Origin of the sequence: Myxococcus dinghuensis, assembly GCF_024198235.1 — a bacterium.
GTDB classification, from domain to species: domain Bacteria; phylum Myxococcota; class Myxococcia; order Myxococcales; family Myxococcaceae; genus Myxococcus; species Myxococcus dinghuensis.
The window spans coordinates 167,420-190,093 of record NZ_JAKCFB010000012.1 but is presented as its reverse complement, the minus strand read 5'-3'; the positions used below and the strand labels follow the sequence as shown (position 1 = coordinate 190,093).

General features: G+C 71.1%; 18 protein-coding genes. 10 read left to right on the top strand and 8 right to left on the bottom strand.

The window, feature by feature from the left end:
* The first annotated feature begins 8 nt into the window (after positions 1-8).
* Positions 9-1,214: an ABC transporter permease gene (locus LZ198_RS18505; RefSeq protein ID WP_253973322.1), complete on the top strand. Its 1,206-nt coding sequence runs from the start codon at positions 9-11 to the stop codon at positions 1,212-1,214.
* A gap of 57 nt (positions 1,215-1,271) precedes the next feature.
* On the opposite strand, the gene LZ198_RS18500 is transcribed toward LZ198_RS18505, so the two are convergent.
* A complete protein-coding gene (locus tag LZ198_RS18500; protein WP_253973321.1) occupies positions 1,272-2,033 on the bottom strand; it encodes an SDR family NAD(P)-dependent oxidoreductase in 762 nt (253 codons plus the stop codon).
* A 147-nt stretch (positions 2,034-2,180) separates the two neighbouring features.
* Here LZ198_RS18500 and LZ198_RS18495 point away from each other — a divergent pair, with 147 nt between their 5' ends.
* Positions 2,181-3,401: a metallophosphoesterase gene (locus LZ198_RS18495; protein ID WP_253973320.1), complete on the top strand. Its 1,221-nt coding sequence runs from the start codon at positions 2,181-2,183 to the stop codon at positions 3,399-3,401.
* A 24-nt stretch (positions 3,402-3,425) separates the two neighbouring features.
* Here the strand turns inward: LZ198_RS18495 and LZ198_RS18490 are convergent, their stop codons facing one another.
* Entirely contained in the window at positions 3,426-3,848 is a 423-nt protein-coding gene (locus LZ198_RS18490) for a hypothetical protein (protein ID WP_253973319.1), read from the bottom strand.
* Positions 3,845-5,395 carry an alkaline phosphatase D family protein gene (locus LZ198_RS18485; protein WP_253973318.1) on the bottom strand — a complete coding sequence of 517 codons (1,551 nt, stop codon included), beginning with the start codon at positions 5,393-5,395 and terminating at the stop codon, positions 3,845-3,847. The genes LZ198_RS18490 and LZ198_RS18485 overlap by 4 nt, the downstream gene beginning before the upstream one ends.
* Positions 5,396-5,662: 267 nt before the next feature.
* Between LZ198_RS18485 and LZ198_RS18480 the strand changes: the two genes are divergently transcribed.
* From LZ198_RS18480 to LZ198_RS18460, 5 genes are all read left to right on the top strand, one after another.
* Positions 5,663-6,451: a tetratricopeptide repeat protein gene (locus LZ198_RS18480; RefSeq protein ID WP_253973317.1), complete on the top strand. Its 789-nt coding sequence runs from the start codon at positions 5,663-5,665 to the stop codon at positions 6,449-6,451.
* A gap of 173 nt (positions 6,452-6,624) precedes the next feature.
* Positions 6,625-7,737, top strand: coding sequence for an S-(hydroxymethyl)glutathione dehydrogenase/class III alcohol dehydrogenase (locus LZ198_RS18475; RefSeq protein ID WP_253973316.1), 1,113 nt, complete (start codon positions 6,625-6,627; stop codon positions 7,735-7,737).
* Positions 7,734-8,588, top strand: coding sequence for an S-formylglutathione hydrolase (gene fghA / locus LZ198_RS18470; RefSeq protein WP_253973315.1), 855 nt, complete (start codon positions 7,734-7,736; stop codon positions 8,586-8,588). Before LZ198_RS18475 ends, fghA begins: the two co-directional genes overlap by 4 nt.
* 311 nt (positions 8,589-8,899) lie before the next feature.
* Positions 8,900-9,985, top strand: a complete 1,086-nt coding sequence (locus LZ198_RS18465) for an aquaporin (protein WP_253973314.1) — start codon at positions 8,900-8,902, stop codon at positions 9,983-9,985.
* Between the two features lie 31 nt (positions 9,986-10,016).
* Entirely contained in the window at positions 10,017-11,297 is a 1,281-nt protein-coding gene (locus LZ198_RS18460) for an MgtC/SapB family protein (protein WP_253973313.1), read from the top strand.
* A gap of 22 nt (positions 11,298-11,319) precedes the next feature.
* On the opposite strand, the gene LZ198_RS18455 is transcribed toward LZ198_RS18460, so the two are convergent.
* The 3 genes from LZ198_RS18455 to LZ198_RS18445 all read right to left on the bottom strand — a co-directional run bounded on the left by LZ198_RS18455 (position 11,320) and on the right by LZ198_RS18445 (position 16,805).
* On the bottom strand, positions 11,320-11,538 hold the full coding sequence (locus tag LZ198_RS18455; protein WP_253973312.1) for a DUF3185 family protein: 219 nt from the start codon (positions 11,536-11,538) through the stop codon (positions 11,320-11,322).
* A gap of 123 nt (positions 11,539-11,661) precedes the next feature.
* Positions 11,662-15,297: a ribonuclease R gene (rnr, locus tag LZ198_RS18450; protein ID WP_253973311.1), complete on the bottom strand. Its 3,636-nt coding sequence runs from the start codon at positions 15,295-15,297 to the stop codon at positions 11,662-11,664.
* A 107-nt stretch (positions 15,298-15,404) separates the two neighbouring features.
* Positions 15,405-16,805 (bottom strand): protease inhibitor I42 family protein, encoded by a 1,401-nt coding sequence (locus LZ198_RS18445; RefSeq protein ID WP_253973310.1) that lies wholly within the window; start codon positions 16,803-16,805, stop codon positions 15,405-15,407.
* 175 nt (positions 16,806-16,980) lie between these two features.
* On the opposite strand from LZ198_RS18445, the gene LZ198_RS18440 reads away from it, so the two are divergent.
* The 3 genes from LZ198_RS18440 (at position 16,981) to LZ198_RS18430 (ending at position 19,895) form a co-directional block, all read left to right on the top strand.
* Positions 16,981-18,213 (top strand): molybdopterin molybdotransferase MoeA, encoded by a 1,233-nt coding sequence (locus LZ198_RS18440; RefSeq protein ID WP_253973309.1) that lies wholly within the window; start codon positions 16,981-16,983, stop codon positions 18,211-18,213.
* A gap of 121 nt (positions 18,214-18,334) precedes the next feature.
* Positions 18,335-19,009, top strand: coding sequence for a GTP cyclohydrolase II (gene ribA / locus LZ198_RS18435; RefSeq protein WP_253973308.1), 675 nt, complete (start codon positions 18,335-18,337; stop codon positions 19,007-19,009).
* Positions 19,010-19,058: 49 nt separating this feature from the next.
* Positions 19,059-19,895, top strand: a complete 837-nt coding sequence (locus LZ198_RS18430) for an MBL fold metallo-hydrolase (RefSeq protein ID WP_253973307.1) — start codon at positions 19,059-19,061, stop codon at positions 19,893-19,895.
* Positions 19,896-19,904: 9 nt separating this feature from the next.
* On the opposite strand, the gene lipB is transcribed toward LZ198_RS18430, so the two are convergent.
* Together lipB and LZ198_RS18420 are read right to left on the bottom strand one after the other, a co-directional pair.
* Positions 19,905-20,990: a lipoyl(octanoyl) transferase LipB gene (gene lipB / locus LZ198_RS18425; protein WP_253973306.1), complete on the bottom strand. Its 1,086-nt coding sequence runs from the start codon at positions 20,988-20,990 to the stop codon at positions 19,905-19,907.
* Positions 20,987-22,651, bottom strand: coding sequence for a ClpX C4-type zinc finger protein (locus LZ198_RS18420; RefSeq protein WP_253973305.1), 1,665 nt, complete (start codon positions 22,649-22,651; stop codon positions 20,987-20,989). The genes lipB and LZ198_RS18420 overlap by 4 nt, the downstream gene beginning before the upstream one ends.
* Positions 22,652-22,674: the final 23 nt, after the last annotated feature.

The following is a 22,674-nucleotide window of genomic DNA, read 5'->3' as shown; positions in this document are numbered from 1 at the left end:
TTCAGGTCATGGGAGAGATCATCCTGGTCGCGTTCGACGCGGTCCTCGCCAACAAGCTGCGCTCGCTGCTCACGATGCTGGGCATCGTCATCGGCATCGCGGCGGTCATCACCATGGTGGCGCTGGGCGAAGGGGCCCAGCGCTCCGTCGAGCAGCGCCTGAAGACGCTCGGCACCAACGTGCTGACGGTGCGGCCCGGCCAGTCCTTCTCCGGAGGCCTGGGCCGTGGACAGGCGACGATGACCATCGACGACGCGGAGGCGCTGCGGGCGAACCCGAAGCACATCCAGGCCGTCTCGCCGGAGATCGAATCGCGCTTCCAGGTGGAGCTCGGCGCGGGCAACGCGAACATGTCCGTGGTGGGCGCCTGGCCCGCGTACTTCACCATCAACGAGTCCAACCTCGTCGCCGGTCGCCTCTTCACGGACGCGGAGGACCGGGGGCGTCGCCGCGTCGTGGTGCTGGGCGCGCTCGTGGGCGCGCAGATTGGCGCGAGGGACTCGGCGGCGCTGGTGGGTGAGACCCTCCGCATCCGAGGCATCCCGTTCGAGGTCATCGGGGTGCTCGCGGAGAAGGGCGCGCAGGGCTTCTCCAACCCGGACGAGAGCCTCTACATCCCGCTGTCCACCGCCCAGTTCCGGGTGATGGGCAGCGACCGCATCCGCTCCATCGCCGTGCAGGCCGTCGACGAAAAGTCCATGGACGACGCGATGGCGGAGATCGACACCAAGCTTCGCCGCGAACACCGGCTGCGCCCGGAGGCGCAGGCGGACTTCAACATCCGGGACCAGGCGTCGCTCCTGGCCACGGTGCAGGAGACGACGCAGACGTTCTCGCTGCTGCTGGCCGGCATCGCGGCCATCTCCCTGCTCGTGGGAGGCATCGGCATCATGAACATCATGCTGGTGTCCGTGACGGAGCGGACGCGGGAGATCGGCCTGCGCAAGGCGCTCGGCGCCACGGGGATGGACATCCTGCTCCAGTTCCTCGTCGAGTCCCTGGTGCTGTGCCTGGCCGGAGGCACGCTGGGCCTGCTGCTCGGCGTCGGTGGAGCAGCCATCCTCCAGCGGGTCATGGGCTGGACGATGGTCGTGGCGCCCGAGGCCATCGTGGTGGCCATCGCCTTCTCGGCGACCGTGGGCGTGTTCTTCGGCATCTGGCCGGCCCGTCGCGCGGCGAGCCTCGCCCCCATCGAGTCGCTGCGCTACGAGTGACGGGACCTCGCCGGGAGGAGTCACCCCACCCTCCCGGCGAGACGAACCCACCCCGCCTCAGCGCTTCGCGGCGGCGCGTTCGAAGGCCTCCACGTCGTGGTAGTAGCGCTCGATCTCCACACGCGCGGCCTCCCGCGTGTAGACGTCCGCGCGAGGGTGCTCGATGGCCTCGAGGATGACCGCCGAGGCCTCCTCCACGCTCTGCGCGCCGGGCAGCATCCGGGAGTCGGGGCCGCCCCCCCGGGCGTTCGTGCCGAACTCGGTGGCGACGACGCCCGGCATGACCACGGTGACGACGATGCCGGGATGCGACTCGCGCAGCTCCTGGCGCAAGCAGGCGCTCAGCGCGTTGAGCGCATGCTTCGCGGCGCTGTACGCGGAGCGATGGGGCACACCCGGCAGCCGCCCGAGGACGCTGGAGACGTTGAGGATCTGCCCGGCGTTCCTCGACTGGAAGTGCGGCAGCACGGCCTGCATGCCGTAGAGCGCGCTGTTCACGTTGTCGCGCCACATCTCCGTGAGGTCCTCGTCCGTCAGCGCCGACACCGAGCGGGTGATGCCTCGCCCCGCGTTGTTCACCCAGACGTCGATGCGCCCGAAGCGCGCGAGCGCCGCGTCCCGCAGCCGCTCCACCTCGTCCCTGCGAGTCACGTCGGTGACCACGGCCAGGGCCTCCTGGCCCGAGCGCGCCGCAACCGCCTCCAGCTCCGCGCGACGACGTGCCGCCAGCACCACCTTCGCGCCACGCGCCCCCGCCTGTCGGGCCAGCTCGGCGCCGATTCCACCGCTCGCCCCCGTGATGACGATGACCTTGTCCATGCGCCTTCCTCCCAGTTGTTCGCGGCCAGGAATCTAGCGTCCCACACGGGGTTCACGCGGGCAGCGGCAAGGAGCCATACCCAGCGTGGCCCACGCGGACGGGGGGCTCCATGTTACGATTCATTTCCTTTCGGGTGGACCCAGCGGATGCCGTCGCGACTCTTCTCCTTCTCGATGCTCATCGGGCTCGGCGCGGTGCTGGGCCACGTGTATCTGTATCGTCGGCTCGTGCGTCCGCTGGTGCGTGGGAGGTGGGCGCGACGGGTGGCCCTGCTGCTGCTCGGCGCGATGACGGCGCTGCTCGCGCTGCGACGCACCCTCCTGGACGCCCTGCCCGAGCAGTTCGAGGGCCTCGTCACCGTCGCCGCCTACTCGTGGATGGGGACGGCGCTCTGCCTGGTCATCGCGCTGGGAGCCATGGACCTCGTCCGCGCGGCCGTGCTCCTGGCGCAGCGGGTCCGTCGCCAATCGACGCCCACTGCCTCCGTCGCGCCCGCTCACGCGGCGTCGGCCCCCATCGAGCAAACGGTCGACGAGGAGCGGCGCCTGTTCCTGGGACGGGCGCTGGCGGGAGGCGCCGCGCTGGCGGGGGGCAGCCTGGCCGCCTACGGACACTGGCGCGCCTTCGCGCCGCCCACGGTGACGGAGCTGGCGGTCCGCATCCCGAAGCTTCCCAAGGCCCTCGACGGGCTCACCATCGTCCAGCTCACCGACATCCACGTGGGGCCCTTCATCCAGCGCCGCTTCATGGACGAGTTGGTGCGGCAGGCGAACGCGTTGCGACCGGACCTCGTGGCCATCACCGGCGACCTGGTGGATGGCGACGTCCCCACGCTCGGACCATCCGTCGCGGCGCTGCGCGAGCTACGCTCCCGCTTCGGCAGCTTCTTCGTCACGGGCAACCACGACTACTACTCCGGTGACGAGGAGTGGTCGGCGTTCCTCCAGACGCTCGACATCGAGGTGCTGCGCAACCGCCACGTCCGCATCGGCGACGCGGGGGGGTCGCTCGACCTGGTGGGCGTGGACGACTGGAGCGGCTGGCGCCGACGAGGCAACAAGGGCTACGACCTGGACCTCGCGCTCGCCGGCAGGGAGCCGGACCGGGCGTCGGTGCTGCTCGCGCACCAGCCCGCGAACTTCAAGGTCGCGGCGGAGCGCGGCGTGGACCTCCAGCTCTCCGGCCACACGCACGGCGGACAGTTGCTGCCCATGACGCTGCTCATCGGGCTCGCCTGGGAGCACTCCGCGGGGCTCTATCGCCACGGCGACTCGCACATCTACGTGAGCCGGGGCTGTGGCTTCTGGGGGCCCCCCATGCGCGTGGGCAGTCCGCCGGAGCTCGTCAAGCTGGTGCTCACGACCTGAACGACGCCTGACGCATCCGCGGTGCTACGAGGCCCGGGGGGTATATCGAGAGAAGCGCTGTGCATGGCCGCAGCGCTCGCAATCCAGCTCGACGCGCAACTCCCCACCCCGGTCCTTCGTCGCGGGGACCACGGTATAGGCCTTCTCCTTCGCGGCCCGGCTCCGGCACTCCTTGCACACCACGGCGCGCGAGCTGAACGGCGCGCGGCGCACCACGACGCCGTCCTCGCACGAAGCGCACCACCAGACCTGATAGTCCACGGCGCCGAGCTGCTCCTCCCGGCGCTGCGCCTCGCTCAGGTACGGGTCCTCGGTGTCCTCGTCGAGCAGCACGCGCGCCTTCGCGCACTTGCGACAGGTCCAGGTCGACGCCCGACGACGGGCTCGCGCGAACCACAATCCGCCCCCCACCGCGCCCGCGAGCGCCAACCAGGGCAGCAGGCTCATGCCTGGGGCTCCAACTCCACCTGGTGCAACGCCTGTCCCGTGAGGTCGTGGATGGCCACGGTGAGCGCGCCCGTCGCGGCCTGGATGCGCACGCTGCCGTAGTACTGCTGTCCCTCCCACGGCGCCGCGTTCACCATCGTGCTGGGACGGTGCCAGCGCACCTCCGGGCCGAAGGTGTCGTCGAGCGCGTTGGGACCGAACGTCCCCGCGTGCAGCGGTCCCGCGACGAACTCCCAGAACGGCTCGAAGTCGCGGAAGCGCGCGCGCTCCGGGTGGTAGTGGTGCATGGCGGGGTAATGGACGTCCGCGGTGAGGAACAGCACGTTGCGCACGCGGCGCGCCTTGATGAACGACAGCAGCTCCGCCAGCTCCAGCTCGCGCCCCAACGGGACGCCCTCGCCGTTGGCCCAGCCCTCCATCGCCGGGTTGCCGTCCGGCAGCTTCGCGTCCGGGATGATGAGCCCCAACGGCATGCTGGTGGCGATCACCTTCCACGTCGCGGTGGACGCGGCCAACGCCTCCTTGAGCCCGTCGAGCTGCGCGCGTCCCAGGAAGGCCGTGTCCGGTCCCGGCTGCGCCTGGCGGTTGAGCCCATTGGGCCCCCGGAAGGCCCTCACGTCGGGAATGAACACGTCGAGCCGCGGGCCATACGAGAGCTTGCGGTGGATGCGCCCCTCCGCGCGCGCCGCGCCGCCCACGGGCGAGTACTCGAAGAAGGCCTGTCGCGCCCTCGCGCCCAGCACGCCCTCGTCGGAGACCTGGGTGTAGCGAGGGTCTCCCGCGAGGCTGCGTCCGGGGTACCAGTTGTTGCGGACCTCGTGGTCGTCCCACTGATACGAGATGGGCACCTCGCGCGCGAACGCGCGCAGCGATTCGTCGAGGAAGTTGTACGCGAAGTTCCCACGCAGCTCGTCCAGCGTCTCCGCCACCTTCGACTTCGCGGGCGTCACCAGGTTGCGCCACACCCGACCGTCCGGGAGCGTCACCTCGGGGGACAGCGGGTTGTCCGCGTAGATGGCGTCGCCGACGTGCAGGAAGAAGTCCGGCCGCGACGCGCGCAGGGCCGCATAGCCGCGATAACCACCCCACTCCCGGTTGATGCCCCAGCCCTGGCCACACACGTCCGCGCTCCACGCGAAGCAGATGTCGCGCGTCGCGTCCGGCGCGGTGAGGAAGCGGCCCTGCCACGCCTCGCCCGTCCGCCCGTCCTCCTCCGCCAGCACGCGCACGTGGACCTCGCGTCCCGCGGGCAGACCGGACAAGTCCACCACGCCCGTGAAGTCAGACGCGGCGCCGAGCAACGGCCCCTCCACGCGCGTCACGCCCCGGAGCAGGCGCGCGTCCTCACTCCACTCCACCACCAGGCGAGAGGCCCGGGACGCCTTGCCCCAGACCGTGGCCGCCCCGCCACGCACGTCGCCCACCTGCGCCCCCAGGGGCAGCTCCGGCCCGGGGCGCGGGGCGACTCGCGGACGACTCGAGGCACAGCCCGCCGCGGCGGTGACGACGAGCCCCTGGAGGACGGTTCGGCGGGAGAGGATGCTCATGGCGCGCGGCACGGTAGCAGTTCCCACGTAGCCCGGCCGGGCATGCGCCCTGTCACCCATACCACCAGTCCCCGCCCCAGCCGGACCCCGGGCGACGCGCCTGGACGCTCGGAGGACGGCCGCGGATGTCCCGGGCGGATTCCACGTGACTTCGGCTATGCTGGCCCGAATTCCGGACCCGTGAGGGCGGGTCCCACGACAACGCGTTGCGCTGCGATTCTGACCAGGTCGGGGACGTGTCCCCGGACCTGCTCGAAAGGTTCCCACATGAAGCGACTGGCACGAGTCGGTCTGGTGTTCGGAGTTCTCTCCCTGGGTGGCGTGGTGGCGTGTTCCGAGGAGCCCGACGTCGCGAAGCAGCACCGGGTCAAGGGCACCAACCACCTGGCCAAGAAGGAGTTCAAGGAGGCCACCGCCGAATATGCCCTGTCGCTCCAGGCGGACCCCAAGCAGGAGAAGGTCTGGGAGAAGAAGGCCTTCGCCCACATGGAGCTGGGTGAGACGGACAAGGCCGCCGAGGCGGTGCTGAAGATCCTCGAGCTGAAGACCGTGCCCGCCGAGAAGGTGGAGACGTACGTCACCCTGGCCAGCATGTACATGAAGGGCAACGACCTGGACCAGGCCGAGAAGTACTTCGGCGAGGCCTTCAAGCTCGACCCCAAGAACGAGACGGCGCTCGGGTGGATCGCGGAGATCTACGCCCAGCGCGGCGGCGCGCGCTCGATGGCCGCGCCCATCGTCAAGGACGCCCTGGAGAAGGCGCTCGGCTACTACGACCAGGTCATCGCCCTCAACCCCAACTCCGCCAACACGTACCTCAACAAGCGCGTCGTGATGGGCCGCCTGATGGAGTACGAGCGCCAGCAGAAGGAGATGGCGGAGTCGGAGGCGAAGGAGAACGCGAAGAACGCCGCCGTCGTCGCCGAGGCCACCGCCCGCGCCGCCGAGCACCAGAAGAAGATGGACGACTTCCAGGCGCAGTTCCAGGTGATGACCCAGAAGTTCAGCGAGGCGCAGAAGGCGCAGAAGGCGGCCCAGGCCGCCAACGCGCAGTAGTCCGCGCCACGACGTGGGATTGCCCGAGGGGCCTGGGACCGCGAGCCGGTTCCGGGCCCTTCGTCTTATCCGCGAGGTCAAGCGTTCGATGGGCGTCACGCCCTGATTCCCTGCTGCGCCGCTCGGGGGCCACGCACTAGTCTGCGCGCCTCACAACTCACGAGGGAGGCGTAATGGACGTGCGCGCGGCGGTGGCGCTCGAGGCAGGCAAGCCGTTGAGCATCGAGACGGTGCACCTGGAGGGCCCGAAGGCGGGCGAGGTGCTCGTCGAGCTGAAGGCCACCGGTATCTGCCACACGGATGAGTTCACCCTGTCGGGCGCGGACCCGGAGGGACTGTTCCCGGCCATCCTCGGCCACGAGGGCGCGGGGGTGGTGGTGGACGTGGGTCCGGGCGTGACGTCGGTGCGCAAGGGCGACCACGTCATCCCGCTGTACACGCCGGAGTGCCGGCAATGTAAGTCGTGCCTGTCGCGCAAGACGAACCTGTGCACGGCCATCCGCGCGACGCAGGGCAAGGGCCTGATGCCGGACGGCACCAGCCGCTTCCGTCTGGGCAAGCAGGCGGTGCACCACTACATGGGCACCTCGACCTTCGCGCAGTACACGGTGCTGCCGGAGATCGCCGTCGCGAAGATTCGCGAGGACGCTCCGTTCGACAAGGTCTGCTACATCGGCTGTGGCGTGACGACGGGCATCGGCGCGGTGGTGTACACGGCGAAGGTGGAGGCCGGCGCGAAGGTGGTGGTGTTCGGGCTGGGCGGCATCGGCCTCAACGTGGTGCAGGCGGCGCGCATGGTCGGCGCGGACCAGATCGTCGGCGTGGACCTCAACCCCGCGCGCAAGGCCATGGCGGAGAAGTTCGGCCTCACCCACTTCGTCAACCCGAAGGAGGTGGAGGGCGACCTCGTCCCCTACCTGGTGAACCTGACGGGTGGCGGCGCGGACTACAGCTTCGAGTGCATCGGCAACGTGAACACGATGCGGCAGGCGCTGGAGTGCTGCCACCGGGGCTGGGGCGAGAGCATCATCATCGGCGTCGCGGGCGCGGGGCAGGAGATCCGCACGCGTCCCTTCCAGTTGGTCACCGGCCGCGTGTGGAAGGGCAGCGCGTTCGGCGGCGCGCGCGGGCGCACGGACGTGCCGAAGATCGTCGACTGGTACATGGAGGGGAAGATCAACGTCGACGACCTCATCACCCACACGCTGAAGCTGGAGGACATCAACCAGGGCTTCGACCTGATGCACAAGGGCGAGTCCATCCGCAGCGTGGTGAAGTACTCATGACGTCGGCGGCTCCCACCCTGCTGAGCCAGCACCGCTGCTTCGACGGCACGGTGGGCTTCTACAAGCACGCCTCCGAGGCCTGCGGTGGGGACATGCGCTTCGGCATCTTCGTCCCGCCCCAGGCGCGGGAGCGTCCGGTGCCGGTGCTCTACTACCTCGCGGGCCTCACGTGCACGGAGGAGACGTTCCTCATCAAGGGTGGGGCGCAGCGCGTGGCCGCGGAGCTGGGCATCATGCTGGTGGCGCCGGACACGAGTCCGCGCGGCGCCGGCTACCCGGGCGAGGACGCCGCGTGGGACTTCGGCGTCGGCGCGGGCTTCTACCTGGACGCGACCCAGGCTCCCTGGTCCGCGCGCTACCGCATGGGGACGTACGTCACGCGGGAGCTGCCCGCGCTCGTCGCCGCGCACTTCCCCGCCCGCGCGGACCGCGAGGGCATCTTCGGCCACTCCATGGGAGGCCATGGCGCGCTGGTGAGCGCGCTGCGCAACCCGGGGCGCTACCGCTCCGTGTCCGCGTTCGCGCCCATCGTCGCGCCCATGCGCGTGCCGTGGGGCCAGAAGGCCTTCAAGGGCTACCTGGGGGACGACTCGGAGACGTGGCGCGCCTACGACACGACCGAGCTCCTGCGCGCCAGCAAGACGCGACTGCCGCACCTGCTGGTGGACCAGGGCACGGGCGACAAGTTCCTCCAGGAGCAACTGCGTCCCGAGCTCCTGCGCGAGGCGTGTGACGCCGTGGGCCAGTCCCTCACCCTCCGCGTCCACGAGGGCTACGACCACGGCTACTACTTCATCTCCACGTTCATGGATGACCACCTGCGGCACCACGCCGCCGCGCTGAACGCCTGACGTTCGTCGCCGGACACCCGGGCCCTCGCCCTTCCGTCACGCAGCGAGGGTGACGGATGGACGGGGGCCCGCCGTTTCCAGGCTTCGCGGCGGAGGCCCGTGAGGCGGTCCGACGCCACGACGCACCTCGCCTGCCCGCTCGGCGATCCCGAGCGGCGCGTCCACGCTCGAGTGGCCTTCCACGCACCCCGGGCCCGAGCGCCGTCATGGCCCTTTGACGGACGATTCTCCGAGGCATAGGGTGGGAGATCCGCGTGCGGCCGGGGAGACGGTCTCCCAGGGGCTCCGCACGGGAGTGGCAGGGCCCTGCGATGACCGGCGAACTCCCAGCCTCGACCCCTTCTGGCACGGCGCGACTCAACCGCCCCCGGCGCCTCGCGGTCGAAGCCCTGGGATGTGGCCTGCTGGTGGTGGCGCTCGAGGGGGCCCACCACGGCGCCGAGCACCTGGGCGTCAGCGCCACGGAGGGTCGCCTCTTCATGTCGCTGGCGGCGGGCGCCGTCCTCGCGTGCCTCACGCTGGTCCTCCAGCCGCTGTCGGGCGCGCACTTCAACCCCGCCCTCACCTTCGCCGATGCCCTGGAGGACGGCACGCCGTGGCGGGATGTCCCACGCTACGTGCTCGCCCAGTTGCTGGGCGGACTGGCCGGGCGCCTCGTCGCCCACCTGATGTGCGGGGAGCCGCTGCTCATCGCCGCGCAGGCGCCCTCGGCCAGCTCCGCGCAGTTCCTCACGGAGCTCGTCTCCACCTTCGGCCTGCTGGTCGTGGTGCGTGGCTGCGTCCGCAGCCGGCCCGCGGCGACGCCCGTCGTGGCGGCGATCTACATCGCGGCCACGGTGTGGTTCACGGACTCGCGCTCGCTCGCCAACCCCGCGCTCATCCTCGCGCGCGCCGCGAGCACCCACGCCAGCGCGCTCCATCCGCTCGACGTGGAGTCCATCATCGCCGCGCAGTTGCTCGGCGCCGCGCTCGCCGTGTGCCTGTTCCGCTGGTTGATGCGCCCCACGACGAAACCCGCGCCCCGCGTCTGGACGGTCATCTTCCAGAGCTCGCGAGACACGGTGGCCCAACTGGCCGTCTCCGTGTTCCAGGGCCTCGCGGCGCCCGAGCGCGCCCGCGCTCTCGCGACGTCCACGAGCGAAGGTGGAGCCCCCCCATCTCCCGAGGACCTCCCGCCCCTCGTCGTGCACCTGCGCCTCGCGGGAGAGCCCCGATTGGAGTCGCAGTCGGGCCGCACGACGTGGGAGCTGGCGGTGCCATCCCTGGATGCGCCCGACGCGGAGCCGCGGCTGCGCGCCGAGCTGCGCGAGCCCATCCAACGCCTGCTGCGCGAGCGCGGCTGGTCTCGACTCTACGCGGTAGGCGAGCCCTCTCACGAAGCCCCCCGCCACACCTGAAGCACTCCCCCTACGAAGGAAGGTCGCTCACTTGGAAGGGATTCCCCCCGTCATCGCCTGGCCGCCGTTGCAAACCCTGATGCGCCTGACGCTCGCCCTGGCCGTGGGCCTGTTCGTGGGCCTGGAGCGCGAGTGGCGCGGCAAGGAGGCGGGGCTGCGGACCTTCGGCTTCGCGTCGCTGCTGGGGGCCATGGGTGGCCTGCTGGGACCTCCCTTCGCCATCACCGCCGTGGCGCTGCTCGGTGTGTTGGTGGGCTTCCTCAACTGGCAGTCGCTGCGCGCCAACCAGGGCGCGGAGCTCACCACGTCCGCGGCGCTGCTGGTGACGGGCTTCACGGGTGTGCTGTGCGGCCTGGGCCATGTCGTGACACCCGCCGCCGTGGCCGTCACCAGCGCGGGGTTGCTCACGTGGAAGGAGCGCCTCGCGGGCTTCAGCCATTCCATCACCGCGGAGGAGCTGCGCTCGGCCATCCTGCTGGCCATCCTCGCGTTCGCCATCTATCCCGTCCTGCCGACCAACCCGGTGGACCCGTGGGGCCTCATCGCGCCGCGCGCGGCCTGGGTGACGGTCATCCTCATCGCGGCGATGGGGTTCGTGAACTACCTGCTGCTGAAGATCTTCGGCACGCGGGGCGTGGAGGTGACGGGCTTCCTCGGAGGACTCGTCAACAGCACCGTCACCGTGACGGAGCTGTCCAACCGGGTGCGCGAGACGGAGGGTCAGCTCCAGGAGGTGGCCTACCGCGGGGTGATGCTGGCCACCGCGGCCATGGCGCTGCGCAACGCGGTGCTGCTGGGGCTGCTGTCGTATCGGGCGCTGGTGAACTCCGCGGTGCCCCTGGCGCTCATCCTCCTGTCGAGCACGGGGCTCGCGCTGGTGCGCTCACGGCGTCCGGCCCCCGGGACGGGCACGGCGCCTTCCCTGCCCCTGGAGAGCCCCTTCTCGCTCACGTCCGCGCTCAAGTTCGGCGCCTTCCTCCTGCTGTTCCAGGTGGTGGGCACCGTCGGCCAGAGCCTGCTGGGACATGCGGGTTTCTACGCGGTGAGCGCGCTCGGAGGCCTGGTCTCGAGCGCGTCCGCGGTGGCGTCCGCCGCGTCGCTCAGCGCCCAAGGGCTGCTGTCCCCCACCACGGCGGGGGTGGGCGCCATCATCGCCTCGCTCGGGAGCGCCGCCATCAACTTCGTGCTGGTGGCGCGCGTGTCGGGCCAACGGCTCCTGACGCTGCGACTCGGCTGGTCGTTGGGCGCGGTGTTCGTGCTGGGACTGGCTGGAGCCTTCGTCCAGACACGGCTGGAGGGGTGGATCCACTGACACCCCGCCCCCCGCGGGACGTCTAGCGACGCTTGCGCGAGCCGCCGAAGAGCACCAGCAACACGCCTCCGGCGAGCGCGGCCCCGCCGCCCACGAGATATTGGGTGGTGCGGTCGGTGTACCTGCCGGTGAGCGCATGGGAGGCCCGCTCCGCGAGGGACTCCCGCGCGTTCAGGCCGGACCACAGCAACACGCCCCCCGCGACAGCGAGCATCACTCCCACGAGTCGGATGATTCCCACGGTGTCTCCTCGCAATGGATGGGGAGCGTTATAGCGCTCGGAGGAACGACCCGGCCAACTCCTCCGGCTCGCCCCTGGCCCGAGCGTCGACAGCTCGGGCCTGCTCGACTTCGGTCCAGGGGCTCAGCGCTTCGGGCGCTTCGCGGTGGCACCGCGGGGCTTCGAGTCCGCCACGCGCGCCTTCGGGGTCTTCTTGGCGGAGGTCCCCGTGGTCTTCTTCACGGCCTTCGGCTTCGACTTCACCTTCGCCGCGGTGGCGGACACCTTCGCCTTCCCAGGCTTGGGGGAGGCCTTCGACTTCGAAGGCTTCACCGCGGGGGCCTTGCTCCGAGACACCTTCGCGGCCACGCGCTTCTTCGCGGAGGCACGCGGCGCGGGCTTGCTCGGCGCGGCTCGCCTCGTCGGAGCCGAACTCGCCACCCCCTTCTTCTTCCGCGGCTTGGCACGCGACGACACGGCGTCGGCCGCATCGGAAGCGGCCACCTCGACCGCGGACTCGATGACGCGCTCGGCGGACGGAACCTCAGCGGGTGAACCGACCCTGGACGGCGTCTCTTCCGCATGCCGCGAGGCGTCCGACGCCACCTGAGAAGTGCTCGTCTCCGTCGTGCTCACACCCGGAGGCGGCTGACCGAAGAGGGGGGCCTCCGCGGGCGAGGCATTGCGCGGCGGCTCCGGAGGAATCGACGGCTGCCACGGCACACCGCCGTCGAAGCTCGGCGCATCGTCTCTCGGCGCCGGAGGTGTGAAGCGCGCGGGGGGCTGGAACGAGCGCTGAGGCTGCTGCGCCCCCTTCCCCCCGTGTCGCGGCTGCGCGCCCTTTCCTTCCTTGCCCTTGTGGTGCGGCTTGCTCTGCGCCGCCAGCGCACGCAGTCGGTCGAATCCAGGATGGGGTGACGCGCCGCCCTGCTCGACACTCGACGAGGCGGGAGCCTCCCAGGGCGCGGGCCCCGCGACGTCATGAGGCTCCTGCCCCACCTCGGCTCGCGGTGCTTCTTCCCGCACGCTCTCCGGCGCGGTCGGGACCTCGGGGCGGAAGAACCTCCGCCGCTTCTCCCCAGGTCCCTGGTCCGTCGGCTGCGCGGGACGCTGCGACTCGTGGGAGCCGGGGGTCGGCGCTTCATCCCGCCAAGACCGACGCGACCGGTTCTCCGTCCGCGTCGGCGCGGACTCCTCGCGGCGCCCATCGCGCACGAAGCGCCCACGGGGATGGCCCTGGGAAGACGTGGCCGCGCCAGCGTGCGGCCCCTGAGGCTCCGCCTTGCGCTGCTCGCGCTCCCACTTCCCGGGTCGGCCCGCGCGCTGACGGCCATGGGGCGCGGCCTGCTCGCGCCACTCGTGGCGACGACCTCGCTGTGTCCCCTCGGCCCGCGCCAGCGGCGCCTCGCCGTCGAACTGGAGCGCCTCGAAGTCGATCTTCCGCGCCGTCGTGTTCACCGACGTCAGCCGCACGCGCAGCTTCTGCCCCACGCGCACACGCCGGCCATTCGGGTACACCAACGAGTGCGTCTGCTTGTCCAGCTTCGAGCCGGGGCCCAGCGTCTCCGCCTTCACCAGCCCCTCGACGTGGACCTCGTCCAGTTCGACGAAGAAGCCGAAGTCGGTGATGGCGGCCACGGTGGCCGCGAACTCCTCGCCCACGCGGTCCTTCATCATCAGGGCCGCGTAGAAGGAGACCACCTCGCGCTCGACCTGCATCGCCGCGCGCTCGCGCTCCGAGCACTGCACGGCCATGTCCTCGAGCGACTCCTCCTCGCGCTCCAGCATCGCCGGCGAGGGCTTGCGGCCCTTCCGGGCCCAGTGCGCCTTCAGGAGCCGGTGGACGAGCAGGTCCGGGTAGCGGCGGATGGGCGAGGTGAAGTGCAGGTAGTACTCCGCCGCGAGGCCGTAGTGGCCCACCTCCGTCGACGTGTACACGGCCTGCATCATCGAGCGCAGCAGCAACTGGTTCAGCGCCCGCTGCTCCGGGTGGCCCGATAGCTGGCTGATGAAGGCATCCAGCTCCTTCGACGACACGCCGTCCTCGAAGCGCAGCTTGAAGCCATAGGCCTCCGCGAGCGCGCCGAACGTCGCCAGCTTCTCCGGGTCCGGCTCCCCGTGGAACCGGTACACCGTGGGCAGCCCCTCGTCTTGGAAGAAGCGCGCCACCGCCTCGTTGGCGGCGAGCATGCACTCCTCGATGAGGCGGTGGCTGTCCTTGCGCTCGCGCTTGTCCATGCGCTGCGGCAGGCCGTCCTTGCCGAGCACCACCTTGTGCTCCGGCAGGTCGAAGTCGATGGCGCCCCGCTCCTTGCGCATCTTCATCAGCGCGCGGGCCAGCGCCATCAGCCGCTCGAAGTGCGGCTTGAAGCCGTTGCGGTGTGGCACGTCCTTGCCGTCGAGGACGTCCTGCACCTCGTTGTACGTGCAGCGCGCCGCGCTGCGCATCACCGCCGGATACAGCGTGTACGAGCGGCGCTGGCCCTGGCGGTCGAACGTCATGTCCGCCACCATGCACAGCCGGTCCTCGTCGGGCCGGAGCGAGCAGATGCCATTGCTCAGCCGCTCCGGGAGCATGGGCAGCACGCGGTCCGGCAGGTACACCGACGTCGCGCGCCGCAGCGCCTCCGCGTCCAGCCCGCTGCGCTCGCGCACGTAGTGCGTCACGTCCGCGATGGCCACCACCAGGCGCCAGCCGCCCGCGTGGTCCTCCACGTACACGGCGTCGTCGAAGTCGCGCGCGTCCTCGCCGTCGATGGTGACCAACTGCATCGAGCGCAGGTCCCTGCGCTCCTCGCCGCGCGCCTCCTCCTCCGTCACGGTGACGGCGTAGCGGTCCGCCTCGTCCATCGCCTCGGGCGGGAATTCGTCGGAGAAGCCCTGCGAGAAGGCGATGCCCAGCACCTCCGCGCTCGGCGTGCCGGGCCTGCCCAGCGAACCCGCGACCTCGCCGTAGAGGTCGCGCCCCGGCTCCAGGAGCTTCGCCCCCACGCCGAGCCGCACCTTCACCAGGTCGCCGTCCTGCGCCATCTGCGTGAAGGGGACACGGATGGGCCCCGGCAGGCTCGTGTCCGTGGGGACCACCAGCGCGTACCGCCCATGCTCCGCGTAGACCCCCACCGCCAGTTCGCGGCGCCGGTCCACCACACGGAGCAACCGCCCCTCGTAACGACCGGGGCGCCCCGACACGGACACAACCACACGGTCGTTGTCGAGCGCGCGCTGGGCCTCGCCAGGAGGCAGGAAGATGTTCTCGCCTTCGCCGGACACCGGGTGGACGAAGCCGAAGCCGTCCCGGTGGACGTGGAGGATGCCCTCCACCGTGTCGAGCGAGGACTCGTCGAGGCGCTCCCGGCCGAGGTGCCGGCGCTCGCCGTGTCGTCCCCCGCCCTGGCGGAAGTCACGCGTCGAGCGCCCTTCCTTGCCCCGGAAGCCACCCCGGTCCTGGTGCGGCGCGCCACGCCCGGAGCCATGCACTCGCGACGGCTTGCCGCCGAAGCGGCCCTCCGACGGGGGCGAACGCTCCACGCGCGGGCCTTCGTTGGCCGGGGCCGGGCGCGCGGGACGGGGGCCCGCCGTGTCCTCACGGCGAGGATGGGCGCGCAGGAAGCGCTTGCCCTCCTTGGTGATGGTGCCCTGGCGCACCAGCTCGCGCAGCGAGCGCTTGAGCTCGGTTTGCTGTCCAGGGTGCAGGCCAGCCAGCCGCAGGAGCTCTTTGATGCCCAGCGGGTGGTCGGCGTCGGCGAGAATCTGCTGAAGAAGGTCGGGAGAGATGCTCACGATGAGGGTGCGGCTCGGCCGCTACGGGAACGGGTAAGCCCGAAGCGGCCGGGCGGGAACCCCCCGGCGACCGACCGCTGCCCGGAGCCTTCTCCAGGCAGCGACCTTCAGGGCTTGACCGTGACGTTGATCTTGAAGGAGCGGTCCACCAGACCCGGCGTCAGCGCCTTGGCCAGGAAGAACTCCACCTCGAAGGTCCCCGGGTTTCGGGGAGTGAAGAAGAACTCGCGGGTCGCCGGCCCCCCATTGGGACCCGGCTCGAAGTTGGCCTCGCGCAGGCCCACACGCTTGGCCACCGTGGGCTCGATGGCCCACGTGAAGCCAGGCTGCTCCGGCAGACGCACCGTGAGGCCATGGTTGAGCTTCACGTCCACCGAGGTCTGGACCTCTCCCTCGATGTGGACCAACTCCATCTCGTCGCGCGACACCGTCCGGGTCTCGGAAGGCCGCGGCTCGACGTTCTCCGCGCTGATGCGACCGCCCCAGCCGGACGTCTTGTCCACGACGCCCATGACCTGGAGCGTGTGGCCCACGTTCTTGCGCAGGCCCTTGGCGGCCGCCTTGCCCTCGATGAGGAAGGACACCTGCTGGCGCGTGCCTCCGTTGGACACGACGAGCACGAACTCCTCGCCCGTCATCTCCAGGTTGCCGCGCACCGCCGCGAAGCCCTTGATGCCCGCGCCCATGCCGGCCGCCGTCACCATGGAGACCTCGCCGGGCGACAGGTAGCGCAGCCGCGGCTCCGTGTCCGCGGGCGGGGCCTCGACGACCTCCGCCTCCGGCTTCTTGGCGGAGTACTTGCGCACGTCCACCACGCCGCCGTGGTTGGACGTCTTGCGGATCATCCCGCTGACAGAGACCTTGTGGTTCACGTAGGCCGGCAGCACTTCCTGATCCGGCCCCTGCAGGAGGAACGTCAGCTCGCGCTTGTCGCGCCCGACGACCACCAGGTTGGGCATCTCGTTGATCACCACGAGCCGGCCCTTGAGGCTCCCCTCGCCCATCACCCCGCGCCCCTCGCCCGCGGTGAGCAACTGCTCCATCTCGCGCTTGGTGAGCGGCTCGCCCGGAGGCGGCAGCTTGGTGGCGCGCGGACGAGGCTTCTCGACCGCGGGGACGACCACCGCGGAGGCCGCCTTGGACGCGCCCTTGCCGGTGGAGACCTTGCCGCTCGCCGCGACCTTGGCCGCGGGCTTCTCCGGAGCGGCCTTCGCCGTCTTCGCGGCGGGCGGCGGCTTGGCGGCGGCCTTCTTCGTCGTGGCGACCTTCTCCTTGGGCTCCTTCGTGACCTTCTCGGTCGCCTCCGCCACGGCCTTCTTCACGGTCGCCTTGGCGCTCTTCGCGGTATCCGCGACGGCCTTCGCGACCTTCGTCGCGGACGTGGCCACCCGTTTGGAGGCGTCCTTGATGAGATCCAGCCGGGCGGTCGTATCCTTCTTCGCGGCGGGCTTCGCGCCAGACTTACCAGCGGGAGTCGCCTTCTTCGCCCCGGACTTGGGCTTGGCCATCGACGCCGTCTCCTTGAGAGTTCCCGTGTGATTTCAACGGGTTGAAGGGCCACCCCCAGAAGGGTGGGCAAGCCTCGCGATGATTGGTGCTTGTAACGATGATCAGCAGGGCTGTCAAACTAACACTTGATTTTCTCTCGGACTTTGCTTGGGAACCCGGGTTGGGATGCCGCTCATGACCGATGCCGCCACGCTGTTGCCGGAGGACGAAGCCCGCGCCCAGGTGCTGGCCCTCGCCACGCCCCTGTCCTCCGAGTGGGTGGCCGTCGACGAAGGCCTGGGCCGCACGTTGGCCGAGGACATCGTGGCCCAGCGCACCCTGCCCCCGTGGGACAACTCGGCCATGGATGGCTACGCGGTGCGCGCCGCCGACCTCGCGGGGCCGCTCCCCGTGCGCCTGCCCGTGCTCGAGACCATCTACGCCGGTGCCGCACCGCATCATGAGGTTCGTCCCGGGACGTGCTCGCGGATCATGACCGGCGCCCCGCTGCCCGTCGGCGCGGACGCGGTGGTGATGCGCGAGCGGGCGCGGGCGGTCCCCGACGGGGGCGCGGATCGCGTGGACCTGACGGAGGCCGTGGAGGCGGGACACTTCGTGAGGCCCCGCGGCGAGGACGCGCGCGAGGGCGAGGTGCTGCTCGCGCGGGGCACACCGCTGGGCATCCCGGAGCTGGGGCTCTTGTGGGCGCAGGGCCTGGGCGCCATCGCGGTGCCCCGGCGACCACGGGTGGCCATCCTCTCCACCGGGGACGAGCTGTGCCGCGCGGACGAGCCGCCCCGGGGACGCATCGTCGACACCAACGCGCCGTCCCTGGCGCTCGCGGTGCGGCGCGCGGGGGGCACGCCCTCGCTGCTCGGAATCGCGCGGGACACGCGGGACGCGGTGGCGGAGGCGCTCGGGCGCGCGGAGGGCTTCGACGTGGTGCTCACCAGCGCGGGCGTGTCCGTGGGCGAGCGCGACTACGTGAAGGAGGTCCTCGCGGCGCTCGGCGTGCAGCAGCACCTGTGGCGCGTGGCCATCAAGCCGGGCAAGCCGCTCGTGGTGGGCCAGCGCGGCGGCACCCTCTTCTTCGGCCTGCCGGGCAACCCCACCTCGTCACTGGTGACCTTCGAGCTGTTCGTGCGCCCGGCGCTGCGGCGCATGCTGGGACACGTGGACGTGGCGCCCCCCAGGGTGACCGGGCGGCTGGACGGCCGCCTGACCAAGCCCCCGGGGCTCGCACACTTCGTGAGGGTGACGGCCGCCTGGCGGGAGGGCGGGCTGTGGGCGAAGCCCCTCGCCACCCAGACGTCGGGGGCGCTCAGGTCCGCGGCGGCGGCCACCCATCTGCTGCGCTTCCCCCGAGACGCCAGCAGCTTGGCTCATGGGGACCTCGTGGAGCTGCTTCCGTTGTCCTGGGTCGCCTGAGAAACATCGACCCACCCCCAGGCATCTACGAGGCGTACACGGCGGACGCGACGGTGAGTCCGCCTTGACTTGCGACGATGGGGGCTCCAAAGAGGAGCTTCCGCTCTGGAGAACAGGAATCATGTCGGACACACGCGCACCCCAAGTCCTCCCGACCCGCAAGCCCACGCAGCACCTGGAGCGGTTCTCGGAGGCGGAGATTCCCACGGGGCGCGGCCCGTTGCGGACCATCGTCTTCCGGGACAAGCGCAACGGTCGGGAGCACGTGGCGCTGGTTGCGGGGAACATCTCGGGCGTGGAGGGCGTGCCGGTGCGCATCCACTCCGAGTGTCTGACGAGCGAGGTCTTCGGCAGCCTCAAGTGTGACTGCCGGGCGCAGTTGGATCGCGCGCTGGACTTCATCACCCAGCGTGGGCTGGGAGTGGTCCTGTACCTCCGCCAGGAGGGCCGGGGCATCGGCCTGGGGAACAAGATCAAGGCGTACGCGCTGCAGGCCAAGGGGCTGGACACCTACGAGGCGAACCGGCAGCTCGGGTTCGCGGACGACCTGCGCAGCTACGACATCGCGGCGGAGATGCTGCGCTCGCTGGACGTACGCTCGGTGGACCTCATCACCAACAACCCGCTGAAGATCGCGGGCATGGTGGAGGAAGGCATCCCGGTCCTGCGTCGAATCCCTTCCCGGACCGAGCACAATCCGCATAACGTCGACTACTTGAGGACGAAGCGCGAGCGTACGGGGCATCTGATTGAGCTCTTCGCCGAGGACGACGACACGGAAGCCCAGGCCGGCTGAGAAGCCTCCCGCGCGACGGCGCAACACCGTCGCGCGAAACCGCGCGCGCGTGCCCTTCACGGTCCGCTTCTGGGGCGTGCGCGGCTCCATCCCCTCTCCAGGTCCGCAGACCCGGCGCTACGGCGGCAACACCCCGTGCGTGGAGATCCGCTGCGGCGACGAGCTGCTCATCTTCGACCTGGGCTCTGGAGCCCGGGCGCTCGGTGACGCGCTCCTGAGCGCGGGCAGCGCGCCGGTGCGCGGCAACATCTTCATCACGCACTACCACTACGACCACCTGCAGGGCCTGCCGTTCTTCGCCCCCATGTTCGTGCCCTCCAGCGAGCTGACCCTCAACGGGCCGCCGCGCAACGGGCGCACGATGCGGGAGATCCTCGGCGGGCAGATGGTGCAGCCCTACTTCCCGGTCACGGCGGACGCGGCGTTCCGCGCGAAGCTGTCGTACCAGGACCTGCCGGAGAACGGGACGCTGCGCATCGGACCCGCGACCGTGCGGTGGCTGGAGCTGAACCACCCGGGTGGCAACCTCGGCTACCGCATCGAGTGTGGTGGACGGTCCGTGGTCTACGCCACGGACGTGGAGCACGGCAGCGAGCTGGACACGGGCCTGTTCGAGTTCGCGAAGGGCGCCGACCTGCTCATCTACGACTCCATGTACACGGAGGACGAGTACCACGGCCGCGCGGGTCCGGCGCGCACGGGCTGGGGACACTCGACGTGGCAGGCCGCCGTGGCCGCCGCGAACGCCTCGAAGGTGAAGACGCTGGTGCTCTTCCACCACGACCCCGGGCGCGACGACGCCTCCATGGACCGGCTGCTGCGCCAGGTGCGCAAGCACCGCCCGGAGGCCATCGCCGCCAAGGAGTCGATGGTCCTCGAGCCCTGAGCGCGACGCTCAGGCGCTCCGCTTCGCGACCGCGCGGCGCACCGTCTCCTTCAGTCCCCTGAACGGCAGGCGCTCCAGCGCGGTGGGGACATCCACCCACTCGAAGGCGTCGTGCTCGGGGCCCAGGCGCACCTGGGCATCCGGCGGGACGTGCGCCGCGAAGCCGTGCTCCTCCGCCAGCACGGGCGGCAGCGTCTGGCCCACCGCGAAGGCGTGACGGTAGGCCAGGTCCTCGACCGGCATCCGCAAACCCGTCTCCTCCTCCAGCTCGCGCGCCGCGGCCTGCGCGGGCGACTCGGCGTCCTCCACGCGGCCGGTGAGCACCTGCCAGAAGCCACCCCGCTCCGGTCGACGGCGCACGAGCAGCACCCGCGCCTCCGGCCCGTGCCCCCGCACCACCGCGATGCTGACGGTGCGCATGAGGGGGGCGGGCTGGGCGCGCTCGCTGTCGAACACCGTGCAGAAGCTGCGGGCGAGCGACTCCTCCACGTCCGCCACCGGGATGGCCTGGCTGCGCTCGCGCTGCATGGAGGTGACGCCCGCCTCGCGGATGCCACAGGGGACGATGAGCCGGAAGTGCTCCATGCGCGTGTTCACGTTGAGCGCGAACCCATGCGAGGTGAACCACCGCGAGATGTGGACACCGATGGCGGCGATCTTCCGCGCGTCCGGGTCACCCTCCTCGCCAATCCACACGCCCGGCCACTTCGGGATGGGGCCCGCGGTGATGCCCCACTCCGACAGCGTCTGCATGACGGAGCGCTCCACGTCGCGCACGTAGCGGCGCACGTCGCGGCGCGACTCGGGGAGCAGGAACAGGGGGTAGCCGACGATCTGCCCCGGCCCGTGGTACGTCACGTCGCCGCCCCGGTTGGTCTCGAAGATCTCCACGCCCTCCTGGGCCAGGCGCTCGTCGGACGCGGTGATGTTCTCCCGCTTCGCCCCGCGACCGAGCGTCAGCACCGGCGGATGCTCCAGCAGCAGCAGCACGTCCGAGGAGAGCCCCTGTCGACGCGCCTCGCCGAAGAGGCGCATCAGCTCGAGGCCGTCCTCGTACTCCACGCGGCCCAGACGGTAGACGGTGATGGTGTTCACGGTGTTCCCTTTCGCCGCCCCTTGCGCGGGGCCGCGGACTTCTTCGGCTCGGGCTCCAGCCCCCACGTCCCCGCCGGAATCCGGTCGAGCAGGGCGTGCAACTCATGCCCCCCACGCGGCGAGCGCGAGGCCTCCGCCGCGAGGGCGGCCAGCGCGTCCTCCGACAGGATGACCGCGGGGTCGCGCAGCGCCAGTCGCGCGCGAGCCATCTCCATGTATTCGGCCTGCGTGGGGATGGCCAGCGACACGAGCTGCGCCACCCTCCCGAGGAGCCCCACCGGCAGCGCCCCCTGGACGGCCCGCGCCAGCCCCTCCGTCGTGGGCACCCGCCAGCGCCCCGAGTCTCCCCGCAGCGTCACCCCACCCTGCTCGCGGACCTGACCTCGGGCCCCCAGCACCACGGCAGCCCGCGTCTCCCGCGCCAGGAAGTCCTCGAGCCGCCTCAGCGCCTCGGGGCCCACCCGCTCCACGTCCTCCACGAGCACCGGCGCCGTCGACGCCAGCTCGGTGAGCGAGGCCACCGTGGCCAGGACCCCCAGCCCCTGACGTTGGAGCTGCTGGAACAGCGTGCTCTTGCCACACCCCTCTGGCCCCACCACGAGGAGGCACCGCACGCCCGAGCGCAGCCCCTGCTCCAGCGCGGCGACGGCCTCGGGCTGTCCCACGAAGTCCAGGCCCGCTTCGCGCCCCAGTTCCACGCCCATGCGCGGTGCCAGAGGAACCGCCGTCACGTCACCCAGGAGCGACGCGGACTCCGCCAGACACGCCTTGCAGATGAAGGCCCCTGCCGGGCCCGCGACGAGCGCTCCCGTCTCTCCCTGGGGACGGCAGCAGAACGAGCACCAGGCATCCAGCGAGACGTCGGCACGCGTCGGCCCCCGCTCGATGATGCGGGGCTCGCGCCTGCGCCGGGGCGGCGCGTCCTCCGTCCGGACCTCCGGTCGCCACTCCGTCGGCGTGGCGCGCGCGTCCAGCAGCGCCTCCGCGAGGAACACGCCACCGTCCTCCGGGAGGCCCTGGTTCGCGAGCACCTCGGACGGCCCCGCCACCTCTCCAGGTGACGGCTCCGCGACGGACCCGTCGACGCCTGAAGCTGGGGGCGTTCCGTCTCCGTGCGTGGTGGAGACCCTCTCGGGAGCACTCGGGCTTACCGCACCCACCACACCGGGCACGTGAGCGTCCACGGCCACCTCGACCATGGCGGCGACACGGGCCAACTGCGCCTCCAGCCGCTGGAGATCCTCGGCGACCTCGCCCTCCAGCACCCAGGTCGCGCGCGAGGGAGGAGCCACGCCCACCTCGCGGGCCTCGACGGCGCGCAGCGCGTCGTCGATGAGCCGCTGCCTCCGCGCCAGCTCCGGCAGGGGAATCTCCTCGTCCGACAGGGACTGGACGAGCTGCGAGTCCTCGTCCTCCTCCGCGTCGCCTCGGGCCAGCAGCGTCTCGGGCAGCCACTCGAGGCGATGGATCTCCTCGAGGAGGTCCACGCGACTCCCGTCCAACCGCCGGGCGTGACGAAGCACCTGGAGCGCACGCGGCGCGTTGCCGGCCCGCTGGTAGAGCGCCGCCGCCTTCTGGAGGTACTCCACCGCCCGGGGCAGGTCGCCCTGGAGCTCGGCGGTCTGCGCGGCGCGAATCAGCTCGCGAGGATTCTCGGCCATACGCTCAGAGCCTAACCCCACCG